Source organism: Sagittula sp. (assembly GCF_052825245.1).
This window is the reverse complement of record NZ_JBRBWD010000037.1, coordinates 58,568-78,984: the sequence shown is the minus strand read 5'-3', so window position 1 is coordinate 78,984 and position 20,417 is coordinate 58,568. Positions and strand designations below refer to the sequence as shown.

The following is a 20,417-nucleotide window of genomic DNA, read 5'->3' as shown; positions in this document are numbered from 1 at the left end:
GGCTCAGTACCTCGACGCGGTTCAGCTCGCGCTCGCTCATCAAAACCCATCCCATGCCCGCAACCTCTGCCTGTTCTCATCGGGGCAGAGTGTGACACTTCTACTTTGCAGATGTGGGACACTTTAACTTTGCGCGTACACACGTTAATCTGATAATCTGTATTATGTATAAATTTGATGTGGTGAACCACTGATCCGCTGCATCGTCTGGTATCGCATCCGGCCGAATTTTCTTAACCCTGCCTAAGAACCACAACCCTAGATAACCTGTCGAACACGCGCTCAAGGCTGGACAACCCGGTTGACCAGTCGTTAACTCGCGCACCTCAATACCGGAGTCCGACATGACCTCTATCCTCGTGCTGAATGGCCCGAACCTGAACCTGCTTGGCACACGTCAGCCCGAGATCTACGGATCGACCACACTTTCGGATGTCGAGGAGATGTGCCGCACCCACGGCGCGACCAAGGGCGTCTCGGTGACCTGCCTGCAGTCGAACTTCGAGGGCCAGCTCGTGACCTGGATCCATGAGGCGCGCGGTGTGCATGCCGGGATCATCCTCAACGCTGGCGCCTACACGCACACGTCCGTCGCGTTGATGGACGCCATCAAGGGCACGCAGATGCCGACGATCGAGCTGCACCTGTCCAACGTGCATGCGCGCGAGGCCTTCCGCCATCATTCCTACATCAGCCCTGTCGCAATCGGGGTCATAGCGGGCTTTGGCGCCAAGGGCTATACTCTGGCAATCGACGCCCTGTTGGGCCATCTGGAGGGTTGATCCTTGACGCCGGACTTACGAGACAAGCTGATCGAACTAACCAATGTCGACCGTGTCGAAGTCCTCTGGGCGGAACACTGCAACCTGATGGAAGCCTACGGGTTCGACCGTCTTATCTACGGGTTCACCCGCTTCCTGACGCCGAACTCGATGGGCGATCCGAACGATTTCGTCATTCTGAGCAACCACTTGCCGGCCTATCGCAAGGGTTTTGTCGAAGGCGGCCTGTACCGCGATGCACCCATGGTCCGCTGGGCGCTGGAGAACGAAGGCCATTGTTCCTGGCGCGTCCTGGCCGAGCAGATCACCACCGGTGCGCTCTCGGAGAAGGCACAGAGAGTCGTGGCCTTCAACGTCGCGCACAAGGTTCAGGCTGGCTACACGATCAGCTTCAAATCCGTGTCGAGCCGCGCAAAGGGCGCGATTTCCCTGACGGCGCGGGCCGAGATGACGCAGGACGACGCGGATGCCGTCTGGGCGGAACACGGATCGGACATCATCCTCTTGAACAACCTCGTGCATCTCAAGATCCTCACCCTGCCCGTTCCTTTGCATAATCAGACACTTACCCCGCGCCAGCGCGAGGCCTTGGAATGGGTCGGTGACGGCAAGACCATGCAGGATATCGCGCAGATCATGGGCCTGACGCAGGCGACGATCGAAAAGCACCTCCGCCTGGCACGCGAAACCCTGAACGTGGAAACCACCGCGCAGGCGGTCGCAAAAGCAGCGTTTCACAACCAGATGTACATAATAGAGGCGTGATTCCACGCTCTAATTGAGCCGCGCTTCGTTGCTGCATCAACATGACGCGGAAACGGGCAAATCGCTTTCGCTTACACGCGCTTCCTGCAGGTCTTCTTAAAACTCGATTTCAAAACCTGAAATCGGCGGCTGCGAAATCGTTAATTTTCCGTTTTTACCTGTTGGTCAGGAAATCCCGACTTTCTTTACCATGGGTAAATTGCGAGGGTATCCACGTTCCGTGAGTGGTGGCTTTGGCCATGGAGCAAAGGAGCGGCACCCCGCGTATTTCCGGGCCCTGTCGATCTTCCGGTGCAAACCGGCGCTGGTCCAGCGGGGAAATTTCCGCCCCGTTGGCCGGCATCCCAAACGGGGTCCCCGGTCTCATCCCCAATGTCTCACCGGGGGCCCCGCCCTTTTGTCCATTTGCAATAACGAAAGCGCCGGTCCCGTCTTGGGACCGGCGCTATTTGTTGCTGTCGTCCAAGGGCGCCGCCTGCAAAGACGGCGCCTGTCAGGAATTGGACCTCAGCCCTGAGCGGCCTTCGCCACTTCGGCTGCGAAATCCTCTTCCTTCTTCTCGATGCCTTCGCCGACCTGCATGCGGATGAAGCCGGTGATCTCTGCACCTGCCTCTTTCGCGGCCTGCGCGACGGTCACATCGGGGTTCAGCGCGAAGGGCTGACCGACCAGCGTGATCTCGGCGAGGAACTTCTTCATCCGGCCTTCGATCATCTTCTCGATCACCTGCTCCGGCTTGCCGGATTCGCGGGCGATGTCGATCTGCACCTGGCGCTCTTTCTCGACGATGGCCGGGTCCAGTTCGGACTCGTTCAGAGCCGCCGGGTTGGTGGCGGCGATGTGCATCGCGACCTGCTTGCCGAACTCGTCGGAACCGCCGGTCAGCGCAACCAGCACGCCGATCTGGCCCATGCCGTCAGCCGCCGCATTGTGCACGTAGGTGGACACGGTCTCGCCCGAGATCTTGGCCATCCGGCGCAGGGTCATGTTCTCGCCGATCTTGGCAACCGCGTCGGTGATGTTCTCCGACACCGGCTTGCCGTTGAGCTGTGCATCGGCCAGCGCCTCGACGGAGTCGACGTTCAGCGCGGCACCGGCAATGCCAGCCACCATCGACTGGAACTCGGCGTTCTTGGCGACGAAGTCGGTTTCCGAGTTGACCTCGACGGCGACGCCCTGGCCGCCTTCGACCTTCACGGCCACGAGACCTTCGGCGGCGGTGCGGCCGGACTTCTTGGCGGCCTTCGCCAGCCCCTTGGTGCGCAGCCAGTCGACCGCAGCATCCATGTTGCCGTCGTTCTCGACCAGGGCCTTCTTCGCATCCATCATGCCTGCGCCGGTCATTTCGCGCAGTTCTTTCACCTGTGCAGCAGTGATCGCCATCGCTTGGCTCTCCTCATGTCATCTTGGTGGGGCACGGTGGCCCCTTGAAACCGGCGCATGGCAGTCCCCTGCCCCGCGCCGGATCGCGAACCTCATGTCACGGGCAGGTATCGCTTTTGCGACAGCCCGCCCGGACCGGCTCAATTGCCGTCGGTGCCGGCCAGCAGCTCTTCTGCCGGGGCTTCCTCGAGCGCGCCGAGATCGACGCCTGCCGCTTCCATCTGGCCGGTCATGCCGTCCAGGGCCGCACGGGATGCGAGGTCGCAGTAGAGCGCGATGGCGCGTGCCGCGTCGTCGTTGCCCGGGATGATGTAGTCCACGCCGTCGGGCGAGCAGTTGGTGTCGACAACCGCGACAACCGGGATGCCCAGCTTGTTGGCTTCGGCCACGGCCAGCTGCTCTTTCTTGACGTCGATGACGAACAGCATATCCGGCACGCCGCCCATCTCACGGATGCCGCCCAGCGAGGCCTGCAGCTTCGCCTGGTCGCGTTCCATGTTCAGGCGCTCTTTCTTGGTGAGGCCCTCTGCGCCGGATTCCATCTGCTCGTCGATGGAACGCAGGCGGTTGATCGACTGCGACACGGTCTGCCAGTTGGTCAGCGTGCCACCGAGCCAGCGGTGGTTCATGTAGTACTGTGCGCACTTCTCGGCCGCTTCGGCGATCGGCTGTGCTGCCTGACGCTTGGTGCCGACGAAGAGAACGCGGCCGCCCTTGGCGACGCAGTCACGGATGGCCTGCAGAGCCTGGTCCAGCATCGGGACGGTCTGCGTCAGGTCCATGATGTGGATGCCGTTGCGCGCACCGTAGATGAACTCGCCCATGCGGGGGTTCCAGCGCTGCGTCTGGTGGCCGAAGTGAACGCCAGCTTCAAGCAGCTGACGCATGTTGAACTCGGGAAGAGCCATGCCTTCTATCCTTTCCGGTTTAGCCTCGGCGGGGGATTTGTCCGGATCATTCCGGGCCAACCGGTGGACCTATGGGGATGTCTCCCCCATAAGGCCCGCCCCCGCCTGCGGGTTCGTGAGGGGGCCATTACAGAGGTTTGTACGCCGTGGCAAGCCCATAACGGCGGCGATGCGGGCATGGCGCCATACAGCCTTTCCTGAGCTGCGGATCGGCGGTGGCGTGACCGGGGCCAAGTGGGGTTTCGCGCGGAAGATCGCGACAGGCAAGTGGATCGTTCGGAATTGCGAGGGGCCGCGCAAGAACGCGGCCCAACCGTTTGAAATCCTTAGCTCAGTCGGATGGAGAGGTCAAAGGAAAACCCGCTCCACGAACCAGTAGGCGCCGACGCAGGCGATGGCGACCGAGGCGGGCGTGGCCACGTAGCGGCGGTAGGCGTCGAGGTGATCCACGAAGTGTGCCGAGATCAGGCAGGCCACCGAAAGCGCCGCCAGCGGCCAGAGGAAGACCGGCGCCCCTGCCCCCATCGCGGCGGTGAATCCCGGGCCGTTCAGCAGGTAGCCTGCCGCCACGAAGACGATGGCCAGCACGCCGTAGACCACCTGCGCCATGCGCTGGTCGGCCTTCAGGCGGTCGGTTCTCTGGGCCAGAACCACCAGCAGGAAGGCGATGGCGATGACCGTGAGCTGGCCGAACTCCACACCGACGTTGAAGCCGATAAGTGCCGGAATGAACTGGTTTTCCGGCAGTCCGAACTCTTGCAGGACCGACGCGAAGCCAAGCCCGTGCAGCAGGCCGAAGATGAAGATCACCAGCGGCCGCCAGCGGTGCAGCTTGTCGGAGACGATGTTCTCCACCGCGACGTAGACGATGGAGGCGGCGATGATCGGTTCCACGATGCTGCCGGGGATGGACACGTACCCCAGCGCGCCGAGCGCCAGCGTCACGGTGTGCGCCAGCGTGAAGGCGGAGATCTGCCAGAGCAGCGGGCTGAGCCGGGTGGAGAGGAAGAACAGCCCCAGCACGAAGAGGATGTGGTCGAGGCCCATGGGCAGGATGTGTTCGAAGCCAACCGGGATGTAGCTGGCGAAGGTGGCGAGCGGCCCCATGGCGTCGCCACCGGCGAGGGTGATCGGCTCGGACGGGCCGCCGGAGAGGTAGCCGGTATAGCCGTCCTCGACGTCCATCTGCCGCAGGATCAGCGTGCCGTATTCCGAAGGCCACGAGACGGTGATCGCCTGCGCGCTCGCGGGCAGATTTCCGTTCAGGAACAAGCGGCTCTCGCGCGGAAGGTCGATGTTGGCTTCGTCGTCGACCTCGACGTTGCCGAGCGTGAGCGGCACCTCCGTGCCGTCCTGCGTGGTCACGGTGATGGGCCCGAGGATGGCCTGTTCCTCGCCCTCGATACGGGCCTTCAGGTCGTCGGGAGAGAGCGCGCGGAGGGTATCGACCTCCTCGGCGCCGTCGGTGGCGTTGGTGTCCTCCACGCCTTCGAGGTCGACGCCCGCCAGAAGCGGTTCCGCCGATAGGCGCAGCACAAGCGACAGGTCGGACCCTTCGGTGGTCAGGTCGCCGATGGCGGGCCGGACCTCGTGGGCGGCGGCGGTGGAAAGCCACAGAAGGCTGGCGAGAAGGGCGGCAAGGGCGCGGATCATGGTCGTCTCCGTGGCGGCAGTTCCGATCCAAGATGACGCAATGTCAGGCGGGTTCAAGGGCGGAAGCGCCCCCATCGTACGCCGTTAACCTGCCACACCGGCACCCCCGAGGGATGAACGGCGCGCGCGGAGGGGTAACGGAGCGTACGCCGCACGGGCATACGACATGCTGTGGTGCGAAAACGGATGTGCCACAACGGGTTAACGGATCTTCATGAATCGAGAGGCGCGTTAAGGGACGAACCGGCCGATTGGACCCCGATTCCCGGCCGGTTGTTAATCTTTTGCGCGAATCGGCGCCGCCAAACCGTTGCGCAGCAATGTTTTTCGTTAACCCTGTCGGAAACGTCGCGTCACGGCGCCCTGCCCGCTCAGCCGGTCTGGTCGGTGACCGAAAGGCCCAGCAGCCGCCAGCTTTGCATGCCGCCGCGATAATAGAAGATACGGTCGGCCGGATAGCCCGCCTCGATCATGTTGCGGATCGCGGTCGGCGACTGCCCGCACCAGAGACCGTTGCAGAACAGCGCGACACGCCGCGCGCCGGCGCAATCCCAGCCGTCGAAGTCGGGCTCGCAGCCGAGCTGCGCCAGTTCGTCGATGACGTAGGTATAGGGGATGTTCACCGCGCCCGGGATGGAGCCGGTGCGGAACCAGTCTTCGGTGCGGCTGTCGATCACCATGGCGTCGGGGTCCTGCAGCATGTCGAGCAGTTCCAGCTCGCCGATGGTGGTCACGCCCGGTGCCGGGGTCATCGGCTGGATGCAGAACGGCGGACAGGCGCGCGAGGTCTGTGCCCATTCGCCGTCAAGCTCGTTGGCCTGGTCCTGAATGCGGCTGATGGTGGCCGATCCTTCAGCCGTCTCGATCGTGACCGAGGGCATGTCCGGGGTGATGTTGACCTCTTCGGCCAGGAGCGGCGTGCTGAGCAGCGCGCCCGCGACGATGGATCTGATGAGCATGATGTGTCCTCCCTTGTGAAATGGAGGTTGGGGCCGGGCAGGCACAATTCAAGCGCGGGCGCCCTGCCCCCATGTGCTGCCGCCGGTCATGGGGAGCGCCTTGGGTGCGGTCGTCCCGGCGCTTCGCCGGAACCGCTGGTTTGCCCGGGGCTTCGCCCGTGATTGGCCCGAACCGTACCCCCGGACGGTTCACCGCGCCGGAGGCGCGGTCCGGCCGCCCCGGGGCTTCGCCCGTTCGTCGCTTGAAAGGTCCACCGGACCTTTCATCCGGCTCTGCCGGACCCGCTCCTTCGCCCGGGGCTTCGCCCGTGATTTGCCCGAACCGTCCCCCGGACGGTTCGCCGCGCCGGAGGCGCGGTCCGGCAAATCACCCCAGCGCGTATCCTGCGCCGCGGACGGTGCGGAGGGGGTCCTGACCGCCGTGCTGGCTCAGCGCCTTGCGGAGGCGGCCGATGTGGACGTCTACGGTGCGGGTGTCGACATAGATGTCGCGGCCCCAGACGCGGTCCAGAAGCTGTTCGCGCGACCAGACGCGGCCCGGCTTTTCCATGAAGGTGGTCAGCAGGCGGAATTCTGTCGGGCCGAGTTTCAGCGGCTTGCCGTTGCGGGTCACGCGGTGGGTCTCGGAATCGAGCACGATGTCCTCGTATTCGAGCCGCAGACCGGCGGCGGAGGGCCGGGTGCGCCGGAGTTGCGCCCGCACCCGCGCCATCAGCTCGATGATCGAGTAGGGTTTGACCACGTAGTCGTCGGCGCCGGTTTCAAGGCCGCGCACGCGGTCGATCTCCTCCGAGCGGGCCGAAAGCATGATGATCGGCACGTTGCGGGTTTCCGGCCGGGTCTTGATCTGGCGGCAGACCTCGATCCCGGAGACGTTGGGCAGCATCCAGTCGAGGACCACGATGTCGGGGTTTTCCTCCGCCATCATCAGGAGCGCCTCTTCGCCGTTGCCGGCGCTGGCCACCCGGAAGCCTTCGGCCTCCAGGTTGTAGGACAGGACTTCGCGCTGTGCCGGCTCGTCCTCGACGAGCAGAACCGTGGGCTGATCCGCCGCCATCGCCCTCAGTCCTCGTCCGCTTGCGAGAACTCCGGCGAGAGCCGGTAGTCGGAGGACGTGCGGTCGTCCTTCACCCGCGCCTCTGTCGGCATCTGCCCGGTGACGAGGAAGACCACCTGCTCGGAGATCGAGGTGACGTGGTCGCCCATCCGTTCGATGTTCTTGGCGATGAAATGCAGGTGCATGCAGGCGGTGATGTTGCGCGGGTCCTCGAGCATGAAGGTCAGGAACTCGCGGAACAGCGTGTTGTACATCTGGTCGACGTCGCGGTCGCGGTCGATCACGTCGAGCGCCAGCGCCTCGTCGCGCTGGATGTAGGCGTCGAGCGCGTCCTTCAGCATCAGCTCCACCTCGCGGGCCATGCGGCGGAGCGAGGCGGCGGTGCCGCCGATCTGCTGCATCTGCGACAGCACGGAGGTGCGCTTGGCGATGTTCTTCGACAGGTCGCCGATGCGTTCGAGGTTCGCCGACATGCGCATCACCGACAGCACGACCCGCAGGTCGGAGGCGATGGGCGCGCGCAGGGCGATGACCCGGGCGGCTTCCTCGTTGAGGCTTTCGTCCATGGCGTCGATGGCCTTGTCGCCGTCGCGCACCTTCTGGGCCAGTTCCTCGTCCCGCTTCTCGAGCGCGGTGGCGGCGCTGATGATCGCCTCTTCGACGAGGCCGCCCATCTTCATGATCCGGGCCTGGATGCCTTCGAGGTCGCGGTCGAAGGCCGAGGCGATGTGCTGGTTCAGTTCGGTCATGGGATTATCCGATCCGTCCTGTGATGTAGCTTTCGGTGCGGGGATCTTCGGGGTTGGTGAAGATCTTGCCGGTTTCGCCGTATTCCACGAGGTTGCCGAGGTGGAAGAAGGCCGTCTTCTGGCTGACGCGGGCGGCCTGCTGCATGGAGTGGGTCACGATCACCACCGAGTAGTCCTGCCGCAGTTCGTCGATCAGTTCCTCTACCTGCGAGGTGGCGATGGGGTCGAGCGCGGAGCACGGCTCGTCCATCAGCAGAACCTCCGGTTCGGTGGCGATGGCGCGGGCGATGCAGAGGCGCTGCTGCTGGCCGCCGGACAGGCCGGTGCCGGGCGCCTGCAGGCGGTCCTTCACCTCGTTCCAGATGGCGCCGCGGCGGAGCGACTTCTCGACGATCTCGTCGAGGTCGGCCTTGTTCTTGGCAAGCCCGTGGATCCGCGGCCCGTAGGCGATGTTGTCGTAGATCGACTTGGGGAACGGGTTGGGCTTCTGGAAGACCATGCCGACCTTGGCGCGGAGCTGCACCGGGTCGACGCGCTTGTCGTAGATGTCCTCGCCGTCGATCTCGATCCGGCCCTCGACGCGGCAGATGTCGATGGTGTCGTTCATCCGGTTCAGCGTGCGCAGGAAGGTGGACTTGCCACAGCCCGAGGGGCCGATGAAGGCGGTCACGGTCTTGTCCTCGATGTCCACGTCCACGTCCTTGATGGCGTGGGTGTCGCCGTAGAATACCTGAACGCCACGGGCGCTGATCTTGGTCTCGGTCTGGGTCACGTTTCGGTCCGTATGCGGTGCGTCGTACATGTTCATGGGTCCTATCCTAGCGGTTTGGCCGCCCGTCGGGAATGCCGGGCCTTGGCGGTGGGGCCGGATCTCTCCGGCTTACCAGCGGCGCTCGAAGCGGCGGCGCAGGATGATGGCGATGATGTTCATGGTCAGCAGGAAGACCAGGAGGATGATGATCCCGCCCCAGGCCCGTTCGTAGTAGGCCGGGTCGGCGCGCTTGGCCCATTCGTAGATCTGGGCGGGCATGGCGGAGTTCGGGGACATGAAGCCTTCGGCGATGCCCTCGGGGTAGTTGGTGGCGATGTAGCCCACCATGCCGATCAGCAGGAGCGGCGCGGTTTCGCCGAGCGCCTGCGCCAGGCCGATGATGGTGCCGGTCAGGATGCCCGGCATGGCGAGCGGCAGCACGTGGTGGAAGACCGCCTGCATCTTCGACGCGCCCACCCCCAGTGCCGCGTCGCGGATCGACGGCGGGACCGACTTCAGCGAGGCGCGGGTGGAGATGATGATCGTGGGCAGGGTCATCAGCGTCAGCACGAGGCCGCCGACCAGCGGCGCGGACTGCGGCAGCCCGGCGAACTGGATGAAGACGGCAAGGCCCAGGATGCCGAAGACGATGGAGGGCACGGCCGCGAGGTTGGAGATGTTCACCTCGATCAGGTCGGTGAAGCGGTTCTGCGGCGCGAATTCCTCGAGGTAGATGGAGGCGGCGACGCCGATGGGCAGCGACAGCGCCAGCACCACCAGCATCATGAAGAAGGACCCCAGCATCGACACGCCCAGACCGGCCTGTTCGGGGCGGGATTCGGAGGCATCGGCGCCGAAGATGAACTCGGAGTTGAAGGACTTCTCGACAAGCCCCGCCTCGCGCATCTGGTCGATGAGGTCGAGGTGTTCGGAGTCGATGTTCTTGTCGCGGGTGATGTCCTCGCGCTTGACCCGGCCCTTGAAGTAGCCGTCGACGCGGGAGGATGCGAGGATGCGGAACTCGATGGTCTCGCCGATCTGGCCGGGGTTGGCGATGACGTAGTCGCGCAGCTGTGCGGCGGCGGAGGCGGAGATCAGCGCCTTCATGTCGCCGTCGTCCTCCAGCGGGGTTTCGAAGCCCTGCTCCTGCACCTGCGTGAAGATCGCCTGCTGGATCAGCGGCTGGTAGCCGAAGGTGGAGACCTTCTTGATGTCCTCGATGTCGCGGTTGCCGTTCTTGTCGAGCTTTGCCTCGTCCAGGTAGACGGGCACCTCGATGAAGGTCTGCTGGAAGGCGGTCAGGCCGTTCGTCAGGATCGCCCAGAGCAGCACGACGAGGAAGAAGATGCCGGTGCCGATGGCGGCAAGGCCGTACATCCGGAAGCGTTTCTCGGCGGCATTGCGGCGCTTGGTCCGGGCGTCGGCGGCGGTCAGGGAAATCTTGCCGCGCGGTGCACCGGCGGTGTCCATGGATGCGTCGGTCATTCGTACTGCTCCCGGTACTTGCGCACGATGTAGAGGGCGAAGACGTTCAGCCCCAGCGTCAGGATGAAGAGGGTCATGCCGAGGGCGAAGGCCACCAGCGCCTCGGGCGAGGCGAAGTCGGCGTCGCCGGTCAGCTGCGAGACGATCCGCGTGGTCACGGTGGTCATCGCCTCGAAGGGGTTGAGCGACAGCTTGGCCGCGGCCCCTGCCCCCAGCACCACGATCATCGTCTCGCCGATGGCGCGCGAGGTGGCCAGCAGGATGGCGCCCACGATGCCCGGAAGGGCCGCGGGCAGGATCACCTGCTTGATGGTCTCGGACTTCGTCGCGCCCAGCCCGTAGGAGCCGTCACGCATTGCCTGCGGCACGGCGTTGATGATGTCGTCGGAGAGCGAGGAAACGAATGGGATCAGCATGATGCCCATGGCGATGCCGGCGGTGATGACCGCGCGGGTGCCCTGCATCCAGCCCAGACCGTCGCTGCCGAAGACCGACAGCAGCAGCGGGCCGACCGTCAGCAGCGCGAAGAGGCCGTAGACGATGGTGGGGATGCCGGCCAGCACCTCGAGCGCGGGCTTGGCGTAGGCGCGCATCTTCGGGCCCGCGTATTCCGACAGGTAGACGGCAGCGAAAAGGCCGATCGGCACGGCGACCAGCAGCGCCACGAAGGAGATGTAGAGCGTGCCCCAGAGCAGCGGCCAGATCCCCAGCTCGGACCCGCCGCCGAAGGAGGGCGACCAGGTGAGCGAGCCGAAGAATTCGCCCGCCGGGTAGAGGTTGAAGAACCGGATGGTGTTGCCGATCAGCGAGAACACGATGCCGATGGTGGTCAGGATCGCGATGGAGGCGGCGGCGATCAGCAGGTAGCGGACGGAGGTTTCCACCACGTTGCGGGCGCGGAAGTCCTTGTGCGTCTCGCGCAGGGCGATCACGAAGCCCGCGATCGCGAGGACCAGCACGGCCACGGTCATGTAGAGGTTGCCGCGGTTGTTGATGACGCGGAACTCCTGGGCGGCGTCCAGCACGGCGGGGGTGATCGCGGAGGTGACGATCTGGCCCGCGTCCTTCAGCGACTGGGTGAGCTGGTCGGCGCTGATGTCGCGCACGCGGTCGGCCTGCATCAGCCCTGCGGCGATGGCGTTGTCGATGCCGTCGGCGGTGCGGCGCACCTCGGCCATCACGAGCGACAGGTTGCTGCCCTCGGCGACCTCGCTTTCGGGGATCATCCCGGAGACGACGGAGTTGACGTAGATCGGCTGCGCCAGAAGCCAGACGATCAGCAGCAGGAAGGCGGGGACGACGACCTTGATCGCCGCGTTCGAGCCGTAATAGGACGGCAGCGAGTGCAGGTGGCGGCTGTCGCCGCCGGCGCTCTTCATTGCGCGGCCGCGCCCGGCGACATAGCCGACGGCTGCCAGCGCAAGCACAATCACGATGAGCCAGAGTAAAGGCATGTGCCCCCCGAAGTCCCTGATGTATTTCTTTGCCTGAATGGCGGACGGGGCGGCGGGAATGGCCGCCCCGTCTGAGGTGTGCAAGGTCCCTTGCGGGTCCGATTACATGCCTTCTTCGGACATGGTGGTCTCGTTCGCGACCTTCTCCTGGGTCTGTGCCAGTTCCGGGTCAGCCACGAGGCCGTATTCGGAGAGCGGGCCGTCCGGGCCTGCGATCTCGTCCGCGACGAAGAATTCGGCGAATTCCTTCAGGCCCGGGATGACGCCGATGTGTGCCTTCTTGATGTAGAAGAACAGCGGGCGGGAGACCGGGTATTCGCCGGAGGCGATGGTCTCGGTCTTCGGCTCGATGCCGGAGACGGTGGCGACCTTCAGCTTGTCGGTGTTGTTCTCGTAGAACGCCAGGCCGAACACGCCGATGCCGTTGGAGTTGGAGTCGATGGAGGCCAGCGTCTCGGTGTAGTCGCCGTCGATGTCGACCGAACGGCCGTCGGTGCGCACTGCGATGCAGGCGTCCTCGGCGTCGTCCTCGGACATGCCGCTGTCGAGCATCGCCTGCAGGGCGCCGGTGGTCTCGCAGCCTGCTGCCAGGACCTTCTCTTCGAAGACTTCACGGGTGCCGTGCTTGGTGCCCGGGATGAAGGCCATGATCTCGGCTTCCGGCAGCTCGGCGTTGAACTCGGACCACATGGTGTAGGGGTTGTCGACCAGCTCGCCGTCCTTGACCACTTTCGGGGCCAGGGCGTTGTAGATGTCTGCCGGTTCGAAGGCGGTGAAGGCCGGGCCGTCGATCTGGGAGGCGAAGACGATGCCGTCATAGCCGATGCGGACTTCGATGATGTCGGTCACGCCGGCGTCTGCGCAGGCGGCGATTTCGTTTTCGCGGATCGCGCGGGAGGCGTTCGCGATGTCGATGGTGTTTTCGCCCACGCCTTCGCAGAAGCGCTTGAGGCCGGCGGAGGAGCCGCCGGATTCCACGACCGGGGTCGGGAAGTCGAAGTTCTCGCCGAAGGCTTCGGCCACGATGGAGGCGTAGGGCAGAACGGTGGAGGAGCCTGCAACCTGCACGTTGTCACGTGCGTAGGCTGCGGAGGCTGCGGAAGCGAGCGCCAGAGCAGAGGCGGTCAGTTTCACGAATTTCATCAGGTTTGCTCCCTAGGTCAGGAATCGATCATCCCCAGTGATGACCGTCGCGCCCCTCGCTAAGGACAGCGCGCAATGCTTTTGTGACGGTGATGTAACAGTTTGATGACGGCGCGGTTTTTAACGGGATTTCATGCAACGTGAGCGGGACGCGGGCGGCATGACTTCGCGCCTGGGACGGGCTGCGGATTGGATGGGTTTTGTTTTATTGTTTAATGCCAGATACTTCCGCGGCGCTCTTCAATTTGCACGCGCTGAGGGGCGGAAATCGTCGATGACGCTGGGTCATTTTGCCGATCTCGACGGATACTTCGGCGCCCCGGTCGAATCGTGACGGCGCGTTTACCGATTCCCGGGGTTTGTGACGGGCGGGCAAACGTGCCGCCGCACCGTCAGCCGGCGGGCAGGATGACGGTGAAGGTCGTGCCCTTGCCCAGTTCGCTGTCCACCCGCAGCCGCCCGCGGTGGCGGTTCACGATGTGCTTGACGATGGCGAGGCCCAAGCCCGTGCCGCCCATCTCCCGCGAGCGGTGGCTGTCCACGCGGTAGAAGCGTTCGGTCAGGCGCGGCAGGTGGATCTGGTCGATGCCCGGGCCGGTGTCGCTGACCGTCAGACGCACCCCCCGGCCCCGGACGCGCGGTTCGTAGTCCACCGCGGTCAGCGTCACGGTGACGGAGGCGCCGCGCCCGGAATACTTGATCGCGTTCTCCACGAGGTTGGTCAGCACCTGCCGAAGTTGGTCCTCGTCGCCGGGAATGGACAGCGGCACATCGGGCACCGACAGGTCGATCGTCACGCCCGCCTCCTCGGCGATGGGGCGCAGCCCGTGCAGCGTGGACCGCGCGATCTCGGCCGGATCTAGCCGGGTTGTAGGCCGGACGCGTTCGTCCGCCTCCACCCGGCTGAGCGACAGCAGGTCGCCGATCAGGCGGTTCATGCGGGCGGCCTCCGACTCCATGATCGACAGAAAGCGCGCCTGCCCCGCCGGATCGCCGCGCGCCGGGCCTTTCAGCGTTTCGATGAAACCGATCAGGGCGGTCAGCGGCGTGCGCAGTTCATGGCTGACGTTGGCGACGAAGTCGCGGCGCATCTGGCCGATCTGCTCGATGGAGGTGACATCCTCGAAGCAGACCAGCACGCCACGCCCGCTTTCCAGCGCCACGGCGCGGACGGTCACGCGGTAGGTGGTGTCCTGCCGCCCGTCGTTGGTCAGGAAGTCGGCCACGCGCGGAGAGCCGTCGCGCAGGCAGCTCTCTATCGCGTCGAGCAGGCCCGGCTGGCGCAGCGCAGTGATGAAGTGGCGGCCCCGGATGCCCTGCCCCAGCAGCGCCAGCGCCGGGCCGTTGGCCGCCTCGATCCGCTCGTCCCGGCGGATCATCACCGCAGGCAGCGGGATCGCCTCGACGAAACCCGCTTCGGCCTCCGTCATCTCAGACGCTCCGCGCGGCGGCGATCCCCGCGTCGAAGCAGGCGATCAGCGCGTCGGGGTCCTCGAGCCCCACGGAGACGCGGAAGAACCCCTCGGTGATGCCGAGCGCCTCGCGGCCCTCGGGCGTCAGCGCGCGGTGCGAGGAGGAGGCCGGGTGCGAGAGCGTGGTCCCCACGTCGCCCAGTGTTGGCGCGAAGGCCACGCCGTTGGCGGCCTCGGCGAAGGCGTTGGCCTCCGCGCGTCCGCCGTCGAGCACGAAGCTCACCATGTTGCCGCCCTGCCCCTGCAGCAGCCCCTGCGCGCGGGCCATGTCGGGGTGGTCGGGCCGGGTCGGGTAGAGCACCCTGGCGATGCCCGCCTGTCCGGCGAGGTGATCGGCCAGCCGTCGCGCGGTCTCCTGCGTGCGGGCCTGCCGCAGCGCGAAGGTGTGCAGCCCGCGCTCCGCCAGCCAGCAGTCGAAGGGGCTGGGCGTCATGCCGGTGGTCACGGCGAAGATCCGCATCTTCGCCATCAGGTCCGGGTCCCGCGCGCCGATCCAGCCGAGTGTCACGTCCGAATGGCCTGCCAGAAGCTTTGTCACCGAATGCAGCACGATGTCGGCGCCGTGTTCGAACGGTTTGACCGTGGCGGGTGTGGTGAAGGTGTTGTCGACCACCAGAAGCACGCCCTTTTCCCGGCAGAGGGCGGCGATTCCGTCGAGATCGGCCAGCCGCAGCGTCGGGTTGGAGACGACCTCGATCAGTACCATTTTCGTTTCGGGGCGCAGCGCGGCGGCGACCGATGCGGCATCCGTCACCTGCGCCATGGTGGTGGCGATGCCGAGGCGCGGCAGGTCTTCGGTCAGCATCCTGAGCGAGCGGCCGTAAAGCTGGTCGCCGCCGACGACATGATCCCCGGCCTTCGTCAGGCCAAGCAGAACCGCCGCTACCGCCGCCATGCCGGAGCCCAGCACCAGGCCGCCCTCGCACCCTTCGAGCGCATCGATGCGGCGGGCCAGCACGTCGGCATTGGGGTGCCCCTCACGCGCGTAGGTGTAGCCCTGCGCCCGGCCCTCGTACTGCGAATCGAGCTCGTCCGGCGTGGTCGAGGCGTAGACCACGGAAGGCATCAGCGGGGTGATGACCGGGGTCGAGAGGCTCTGCGGGACGGTCACGGGACGTTGCAGCGTGGGTTTCATGGCGTCTTTCCTATCGGGTCTTCTGGTGGCGTCAGAGGGAGCACCGCGCGCAGGGGCTGTCAATCGTGCAAACCCGCGGGCACGCGCGATTTTTCGTGTGACGTCAGGGGGCGCTCAGAGCGCGCGCAGACCCTTGGCAAAGCGCCGGGCGTTGGCCTGGTAGCCGAGCGCGGACTTCTTCAGGCCTTCGATGGCCTCGGGCGTCAGTTCGCGCACGACCTTGCCCGGCATCCCCATGACGAGGCTGCCATCGGGGATCTCCTTGCCCTCGGTCACAAGCGCGCCCGCGCCGATCAGGCAGTTCTTGCCGATCTTCGCGCCGTTCAGGATCGTCGCCCCCATGCCGATCAGGGTGTTGTCGCCGATGGTACAGCCGTGCAGCATGACCTTGTGGCCGATGGTGCAGCCCGCGCCGATCACCAGCGGATAGCCCATGTCGGTGTGGCAGACCACGTTCTCCTGCAGGTTAGAGCCGCGCCCGACGCGGATTTCCTCGTTGTCGCCGCGCAGGGTGCTGCCGAACCAGACGGAGCTGTCCTCCTCCATCACGATGCGGCCGATGACATGCGCGCCGGGGGCGACCCAAGCGGTGGCGTGCAGTTGCGGTTCGATGTCGTCCAGGGCGTAGATGGTCATGCGAGCTCCTCGAATTCCGTTTGCAGGCTGCGGACGTGGTCCACGAGCCAGGGCTGTTGCAGGCGGCGCAGACGGGTGGCGGCGACGATGGTCTTCAGCTGCCCGAAGGTGGTGTCGAGGTCGTCGTTCACCAGCACGTAGTCGTAGCTGCCCCAGTGCGAGATCTCGTCCCAGCTTTTCTGCATCCGCTTGGCGATCACCTCGGGCGCGTCCTGACCGCGGCCGACAAGGCGGCGGCGCAGTTCGGCGATGGAGGGCGGCAGGATGAAGACCGAGAGCGTGTGCGGCCCGAGCGCGGAGTTGACGATCTGCTGCGCGCCCTGCCAGTCGATGTCGAACAGCACGTCGCGCCCCTGCCCGATCGCGGCCTCCACCGGCGCGCGGGGCGAGCCGTAGAAGTGGCCGAAGACGTGGGCGTGCTCCAGCATCCCCTGATCGTTGACCGTGCGCTTGAAATCCTCCTCGGCGAGGAAGTGGTAGTGCTGGCCGTCCACTTCGCCGGGCCGCGGCGCGCGGGTCGTGGCGGAGACCGAGAACCTCAGGGACGGGTCCCAGTCCAGCAGGCGCCGCGACAGGGTGGACTTGCCCGCGCCCGAGGGCGAGGACAGGATGATGAGCAAACCGCGGCGGTTCGGCAAGATGTCGGACATAGCGGTCATTCCACGTTCTGGATCTGCTCGCGCATCTGGTCGATGGCGGTCTTGAGGCTCAGGCCGATGCGGGTCAGTTCCGTATCGCCGGATTTCGAACACAGGGTGTTGGCCTCGCGGTTGAATTCCTGGCAGAGGAAGTCGAGCTTGCGGCCGATGGCGCCCTCGGTGGCCATGAGGTCGCGGGCGGCGCCGATGTGGGCGCGCAGGCGGTCGATCTCTTCGGTGACGTCGGATTTCACCGCGATCAGCGCGAGTTCCTGCGCGATGCGCGCCTCGTCGATGCCGTCCACGTTGTCGGCGACGCGGGCCAGCTGGGTGCGGAACCGCTGGACCTGCGCATCGGCGCGGGCGGCGATGGCGGCTTCGGCCTCCGTCACCAGCGACTCGATCTCGGCCAGTTGGCGCATCACGATGTCGGCCAGCGCGGCGCCCTCACTTTGCCGCATTCCGATGAACGCATCGAGCGCGCGGGAGAAGTCGGCGACCAGCATGTTGCGCAGCGCGTCCTGGTCGACCTCTGCGGCCTCAGACGTCAGCACGCCGCGCAGGCCCACCACCTCGGCCGCCGTCGACGGCGCCAGCGAGAGCCCGCGTTCCATCGCCTCCGCCTCGATCCGGGACATGGCGTCGAGCACGGCGGTCAGCTGGCCCTCGTCCAGCCGCAGCGCGCCGTCGCCGCCGTCGGAGGTCAGGCGCAACCCGATCTGCACGTTGCCCCGCACAAGGGCCTTGGCCGCAAGGGCCCGCACCTGCGCTTCGAGCCCCTCGACCCAGTCGGGCAGGCGCAGGCGCAGGTCCAGCCCCTTGCCATTGACGCCCCTCAGATCCCACACCCAGGCAAGGCCGAAGGCCGCGCCCTGCACACTTGCGAACCCGGTCATCGACTGCCGCATGTCTGTCTCTCCTGTCATGGGTTCCGGGTAATGCCCGGAGCCGCGCAAGGCAAGCGCCGAGAGCCCGGCAGACGGCGCCGTTCCGGCAGGCAGATGCCAACAATTCTTTGGAAGACGTTAACCGTTGAGCCAGAAATGAGGCGAAATTCGGGCGGCGTTCTGGTAGTAATGGTTTTATAAGAAGTATTGACACACGGACATGGTGGCAGGGGGCTCTGCCAGGTCGCATCCGGAACCAAGAGGAGCGGACACATGTTTGGCAAGGGCGGAAACGGACAAGGGATCGTTTCGATGACGGAGCGGGAGAAGGCACGGCGCGAAGCGCCCTTGCGCCAGGTGGAAACCTACTGGCGCGGGTTGTGCGATGGCAGCTCTGTCCCGTTGCGCAGCCAGGTCGACCCGAGGGGCATGGAGAGCGCGCTGGAAAACGCGTTCCTGCTGGAGCGCATCGCACCGTCGATGGCAAAGATCCGCGTGGCGGGCACACATCTCAATGACCTGATGGGCATGCAGGTGGCGGGCATGCCGCTGTCGAGCCTGATCGCGCCCGCCGACCGCGAGCGGTTCGGCCAGGGCGTCACGGCGCTCTTCGCCGACCCGGCCATCGTGCGCATCGACCTGCGGGCAGAGGCCGGTTTCGGCAAGCCCGACCTCGAGGCCAGCCTTGTGCTGCTGCCGCTGCGCTCGGACTTCGGCGATCTGACCCGCGGGCTTGGCGCGCTGATCAGCCATGGCCGGATCGGCCGGACGCCACGCCGGTTCCAGGTGGTGCGGATGCACATCTCGGCCGCGGTGAGCGGAACGCCTGCGGCGCCCGGCCTTGCCGGTACGGACGTGCCGCAGCCGCGCCCGGCCTTCGAGGTCCGCGAAGAGCAGCGCAGCTTCACCCCGGCCCCTGCCGCGAAGACCGAAGAGCCGCGTCCCACCGTGCAGCGCGGCCACCTGCGCCTGATCGTCGACAACGACTGACCTTTGAACGCCACGTGCCGCGGGACCGTCCCCGTGGCATCCGGCCTGCCGCCTCGGGCGGGGGCCGCACATGGAAAAGGCCGGCCCCCGGGGGACCGGCCTTCGTTCTTTCCGACAGCTTCTGCGATCAGCCGTGCGCGGCGGCGGCGGCGTTCTCGCGGCGGGCAGTCAGTTCCTCGGCCACGAGGAAGGCCAGTTCCAGCGACTGCGAGGCGTTGAGACGCGGGTCGCAGGCGGTGTGGTAGCGGTCGCTCAGGTCTTCTTCGGTCACTTCGCGGACGCCGCCGGTGCATTCGGTCACGTCGAGGCCGGTCATCTCGAAATGCACGCCGCCGGGGACGGTGCCCTCGGCCTCGTGCACGCCAAAGAACTCGCGGACTTCGCGCAGGACGTTGTCGAACGGACGCGTCTTGTAGCCGGTGGCCGACTTGATCGTGTTGCCGTGCATCGGGTCGCAGACCCAGGTCACCTTGGCGCCCTCTTCCTGCACCGCCTTGATGAGGCGCGGCAGGTTCTCGGCCACCTTGCCCGCGCCGAAGCGGGCGATCAGCGTCAGCTTGCCCTCCTCGTTCTGCGGGTTGAGCTTCGACATCAGCACCTTGAGATCGTCGGCGGTGGTGGTCGGGCCGCACTTCAGGCCGACGGGGTTCAGGATGCCGCGGCAGAATTCCACGTGCGCACCGTCGGGCTGACGGGTGCGGTCACCGATCCAGACCATGTGGCCGGAGCCCGCGAGCCACTTGCCGGAGGTCGAATCCATCCGGGTCAGCGCCTCTTCGTACTCGAGCAGCAGGCTTTCGTGCGAGGTGTAGAATTCGACCGTGTGCAGGGTGTGCGCCTGCTCGTTCGAGACGCCCGCAGCGCGGATGAAGTCCAGCGTGTCGGTGATGCGCGAGGCCATGTCGCGGTACTTTGCCGCCTTCTCGCCCTCGGTGAAGCCCAGCGTCCACTGGTGCACCTGGTGCACGTCGGCGTAGCCGCCGGTGGAGAACGCGCGCAGCAGGTTCAGCGTGGCGGCGGCCTGCGTGTAGGCCTGCAGCATCTTCTGCGGGTTCGGGGTCCGCGCTTCGGGGGTGAAGGGCAGATCGTTGATGATGTCGCCGCGGTAGCTGGGCAGCTCGACGCCATCCACCACCTCGGTCGGAGCCGAGCGCGGCTTGGCGAACTGGCCGGCCATGCGGCCCACCTTCACCACCGGCACCTTGGCGCCGAAGGTCAGCACCATGGCCATCTGCAGCATCACCTTGAAGGTGTCGCGGATGGCGTTCGCGCTGAACTGGTCGAAGGATTCGGCGCAGTCGCCGCCCTGCAGAAGGAAGGCCTCGCCGCGGCCGGCGGCGCCCAGAAGGGACTTCAGGCGGCGGGCTTCACCGGCAAAGACCAGCGGAGGATACTTTGCCAGCTGTGCCTCGACGGCATGCAGCGCCTCGGCGTCCGTATACTCGGGCATCTGAACCCGCGGGAGTGCGCGCCAGTTCGATTTCTGCCACTCGGTCATTTGATCTACTCCGGTTGTCGTTCCTTGAACGGTCTGCGTTTTGACGGTTCCGCGTTATAGGCGAGCCTTCCT

General features: G+C 65.9%; 20 protein-coding genes. 4 read left to right on the top strand and 16 right to left on the bottom strand.

Annotated elements, in window-relative coordinates:
• Positions 1-344 precede the first annotated feature (344 nt).
• Positions 345-782, top strand: coding sequence for a type II 3-dehydroquinate dehydratase (aroQ, locus tag ACU0DV_RS16865; RefSeq protein WP_283983273.1), 438 nt, complete (start codon positions 345-347; stop codon positions 780-782).
• Positions 783-785: 3 nt separating this feature from the next.
• Positions 786-1,547 (top strand): helix-turn-helix transcriptional regulator, encoded by a 762-nt coding sequence (locus tag ACU0DV_RS16860; protein WP_446242320.1) that lies wholly within the window; start codon positions 786-788, stop codon positions 1,545-1,547.
• A gap of 507 nt (positions 1,548-2,054) precedes the next feature.
• Here the strand turns inward: ACU0DV_RS16860 and tsf are convergent.
• The 10 genes from tsf to ACU0DV_RS16810 all read right to left on the bottom strand — a co-directional run bounded on the left by tsf (position 2,055) and on the right by ACU0DV_RS16810 (position 13,089).
• Positions 2,055-2,930, bottom strand: coding sequence for a translation elongation factor Ts (gene tsf / locus ACU0DV_RS16855; protein ID WP_100930628.1), 876 nt, complete (start codon positions 2,928-2,930; stop codon positions 2,055-2,057).
• A 140-nt stretch (positions 2,931-3,070) separates the two neighbouring features.
• On the bottom strand, positions 3,071-3,838 hold the full coding sequence (gene rpsB, locus ACU0DV_RS16850) for a 30S ribosomal protein S2 (protein ID WP_100930629.1): 768 nt from the start codon (positions 3,836-3,838) through the stop codon (positions 3,071-3,073).
• Between the two features lie 348 nt (positions 3,839-4,186).
• Complete coding sequence (locus tag ACU0DV_RS16845) at positions 4,187-5,491, bottom strand: HupE/UreJ family protein (RefSeq protein ID WP_446242319.1); 1,305 nt, start codon at positions 5,489-5,491, stop codon at positions 4,187-4,189.
• A gap of 371 nt (positions 5,492-5,862) precedes the next feature.
• Positions 5,863-6,450: a rhodanese-like domain-containing protein gene (locus ACU0DV_RS16840; protein WP_370316275.1), complete on the bottom strand. Its 588-nt coding sequence runs from the start codon at positions 6,448-6,450 to the stop codon at positions 5,863-5,865.
• 367 nt (positions 6,451-6,817) lie between these two features.
• Entirely contained in the window at positions 6,818-7,507 is a 690-nt protein-coding gene (phoB, locus tag ACU0DV_RS16835) for a phosphate regulon transcriptional regulator PhoB (RefSeq protein WP_100930632.1), read from the bottom strand.
• A 5-nt stretch (positions 7,508-7,512) separates the two neighbouring features.
• Positions 7,513-8,256: a phosphate signaling complex protein PhoU gene (gene phoU, locus ACU0DV_RS16830; protein WP_100930633.1), complete on the bottom strand. Its 744-nt coding sequence runs from the start codon at positions 8,254-8,256 to the stop codon at positions 7,513-7,515.
• A gap of 4 nt (positions 8,257-8,260) precedes the next feature.
• The gene (pstB, locus tag ACU0DV_RS16825) at positions 8,261-9,058 is read right to left on the bottom strand and encodes a phosphate ABC transporter ATP-binding protein PstB (RefSeq protein WP_100931072.1); all 798 of its coding nucleotides are present in this window, start codon (positions 9,056-9,058) and stop codon (positions 8,261-8,263) included.
• A gap of 78 nt (positions 9,059-9,136) precedes the next feature.
• Positions 9,137-10,492 carry a phosphate ABC transporter permease PstA gene (gene pstA, locus ACU0DV_RS16820; protein WP_446242318.1) on the bottom strand — a complete coding sequence of 452 codons (1,356 nt, stop codon included), beginning with the start codon at positions 10,490-10,492 and terminating at the stop codon, positions 9,137-9,139.
• Complete coding sequence (pstC, locus tag ACU0DV_RS16815; protein WP_100930635.1) at positions 10,489-11,946, bottom strand: phosphate ABC transporter permease subunit PstC; 1,458 nt, start codon at positions 11,944-11,946, stop codon at positions 10,489-10,491. Before pstC ends, pstA begins: the two co-directional genes overlap by 4 nt.
• 102 nt (positions 11,947-12,048) lie before the next feature.
• Positions 12,049-13,089: a substrate-binding domain-containing protein gene (locus ACU0DV_RS16810; protein WP_100930636.1), complete on the bottom strand. Its 1,041-nt coding sequence runs from the start codon at positions 13,087-13,089 to the stop codon at positions 12,049-12,051.
• A gap of 160 nt (positions 13,090-13,249) precedes the next feature.
• Here ACU0DV_RS16810 and ACU0DV_RS16805 point away from each other — a divergent pair, with 160 nt between their 5' ends.
• Positions 13,250-13,423 carry a hypothetical protein gene (locus tag ACU0DV_RS16805; protein WP_446242317.1) on the top strand — a complete coding sequence of 58 codons (174 nt, stop codon included), beginning with the start codon at positions 13,250-13,252 and terminating at the stop codon, positions 13,421-13,423.
• Positions 13,424-13,481: 58 nt separating this feature from the next.
• Here ACU0DV_RS16805 and ACU0DV_RS16800 read toward each other — a convergent pair whose 3' ends face one another.
• The 5 genes from ACU0DV_RS16800 to ACU0DV_RS16780 form a co-directional block, all read right to left on the bottom strand.
• Complete coding sequence (locus tag ACU0DV_RS16800) at positions 13,482-14,519, bottom strand: ATP-binding protein (RefSeq protein ID WP_446242316.1); 1,038 nt, start codon at positions 14,517-14,519, stop codon at positions 13,482-13,484.
• A gap of 1 nt (position 14,520) precedes the next feature.
• Positions 14,521-15,696: a trans-sulfuration enzyme family protein gene (locus ACU0DV_RS16795; RefSeq protein WP_370313638.1), complete on the bottom strand. Its 1,176-nt coding sequence runs from the start codon at positions 15,694-15,696 to the stop codon at positions 14,521-14,523.
• 114 nt (positions 15,697-15,810) lie between these two features.
• Positions 15,811-16,332 carry a gamma carbonic anhydrase family protein gene (locus ACU0DV_RS16790; RefSeq protein ID WP_446242315.1) on the bottom strand — a complete coding sequence of 174 codons (522 nt, stop codon included), beginning with the start codon at positions 16,330-16,332 and terminating at the stop codon, positions 15,811-15,813.
• On the bottom strand, positions 16,329-16,970 hold the full coding sequence (gene gmk / locus ACU0DV_RS16785) for a guanylate kinase (protein ID WP_446242323.1): 642 nt from the start codon (positions 16,968-16,970) through the stop codon (positions 16,329-16,331). The genes ACU0DV_RS16790 and gmk overlap by 4 nt, the downstream gene beginning before the upstream one ends.
• A gap of 17 nt (positions 16,971-16,987) precedes the next feature.
• The gene (locus ACU0DV_RS16780) at positions 16,988-17,878 is read right to left on the bottom strand and encodes a YicC/YloC family endoribonuclease (protein ID WP_446242314.1); all 891 of its coding nucleotides are present in this window, start codon (positions 17,876-17,878) and stop codon (positions 16,988-16,990) included.
• 252 nt (positions 17,879-18,130) lie between these two features.
• On the opposite strand from ACU0DV_RS16780, the gene ACU0DV_RS16775 reads away from it, so the two are divergent.
• Positions 18,131-18,847 carry a PAS domain-containing protein gene (locus ACU0DV_RS16775; RefSeq protein WP_100930641.1) on the top strand — a complete coding sequence of 239 codons (717 nt, stop codon included), beginning with the start codon at positions 18,131-18,133 and terminating at the stop codon, positions 18,845-18,847.
• Between the two features lie 127 nt (positions 18,848-18,974).
• On the opposite strand, the gene ACU0DV_RS16770 is transcribed toward ACU0DV_RS16775, so the two are convergent.
• Positions 18,975-20,345, bottom strand: a complete 1,371-nt coding sequence (locus ACU0DV_RS16770) for a class II 3-deoxy-7-phosphoheptulonate synthase (protein ID WP_370313635.1) — start codon at positions 20,343-20,345, stop codon at positions 18,975-18,977.
• Positions 20,346-20,417 lie beyond the last annotated feature (72 nt).

Coding starts and splice junctions, on each gene's coding strand:
- ACU0DV_RS16845 (WP_446242319.1), bottom strand. CDS start 5,491: ATGATCCGCGCCCTTGCCGCCCTTCTCGCCAGCCTTCTGTGGCTTTCC.
- tsf (WP_100930628.1), bottom strand. CDS start 2,930: ATGGCGATCACTGCTGCACAGGTGAAAGAACTGCGCGAAATGACCGGC.
- ACU0DV_RS16810 (WP_100930636.1), bottom strand. CDS start 13,089: ATGAAATTCGTGAAACTGACCGCCTCTGCTCTGGCGCTCGCTTCCGCA.
- ACU0DV_RS16775 (WP_100930641.1), top strand. CDS start 18,131: ATGTTTGGCAAGGGCGGAAACGGACAAGGGATCGTTTCGATGACGGAG.
- ACU0DV_RS16770 (WP_370313635.1), bottom strand. CDS start 20,345: ATGACCGAGTGGCAGAAATCGAACTGGCGCGCACTCCCGCGGGTTCAG.
- ACU0DV_RS16790 (WP_446242315.1), bottom strand. CDS start 16,332: ATGACCATCTACGCCCTGGACGACATCGAACCGCAACTGCACGCCACC.
- rpsB (WP_100930629.1), bottom strand. CDS start 3,838: ATGGCTCTTCCCGAGTTCAACATGCGTCAGCTGCTTGAAGCTGGCGTT.
- ACU0DV_RS16780 (WP_446242314.1), bottom strand. CDS start 17,878: ATGCGGCAGTCGATGACCGGGTTCGCAAGTGTGCAGGGCGCGGCCTTC.
- ACU0DV_RS16800 (WP_446242316.1), bottom strand. CDS start 14,519: ATGACGGAGGCCGAAGCGGGTTTCGTCGAGGCGATCCCGCTGCCTGCG.
- ACU0DV_RS16805 (WP_446242317.1), top strand. CDS start 13,250: ATGACTTCGCGCCTGGGACGGGCTGCGGATTGGATGGGTTTTGTTTTA.
- phoU (WP_100930633.1), bottom strand. CDS start 8,256: ATGACCGAACTGAACCAGCACATCGCCTCGGCCTTCGACCGCGACCTC.
- pstC (WP_100930635.1), bottom strand. CDS start 11,946: ATGCCTTTACTCTGGCTCATCGTGATTGTGCTTGCGCTGGCAGCCGTC.
- phoB (WP_100930632.1), bottom strand. CDS start 7,507: ATGGCGGCGGATCAGCCCACGGTTCTGCTCGTCGAGGACGAGCCGGCA.
- ACU0DV_RS16795 (WP_370313638.1), bottom strand. CDS start 15,696: ATGAAACCCACGCTGCAACGTCCCGTGACCGTCCCGCAGAGCCTCTCG.
- ACU0DV_RS16840 (WP_370316275.1), bottom strand. CDS start 6,450: ATGCTCATCAGATCCATCGTCGCGGGCGCGCTGCTCAGCACGCCGCTC.
- pstB (WP_100931072.1), bottom strand. CDS start 9,058: ATGTACGACGCACCGCATACGGACCGAAACGTGACCCAGACCGAGACC.
- aroQ (WP_283983273.1), top strand. CDS start 345: ATGACCTCTATCCTCGTGCTGAATGGCCCGAACCTGAACCTGCTTGGC.
- pstA (WP_446242318.1), bottom strand. CDS start 10,492: ATGACCGACGCATCCATGGACACCGCCGGTGCACCGCGCGGCAAGATT.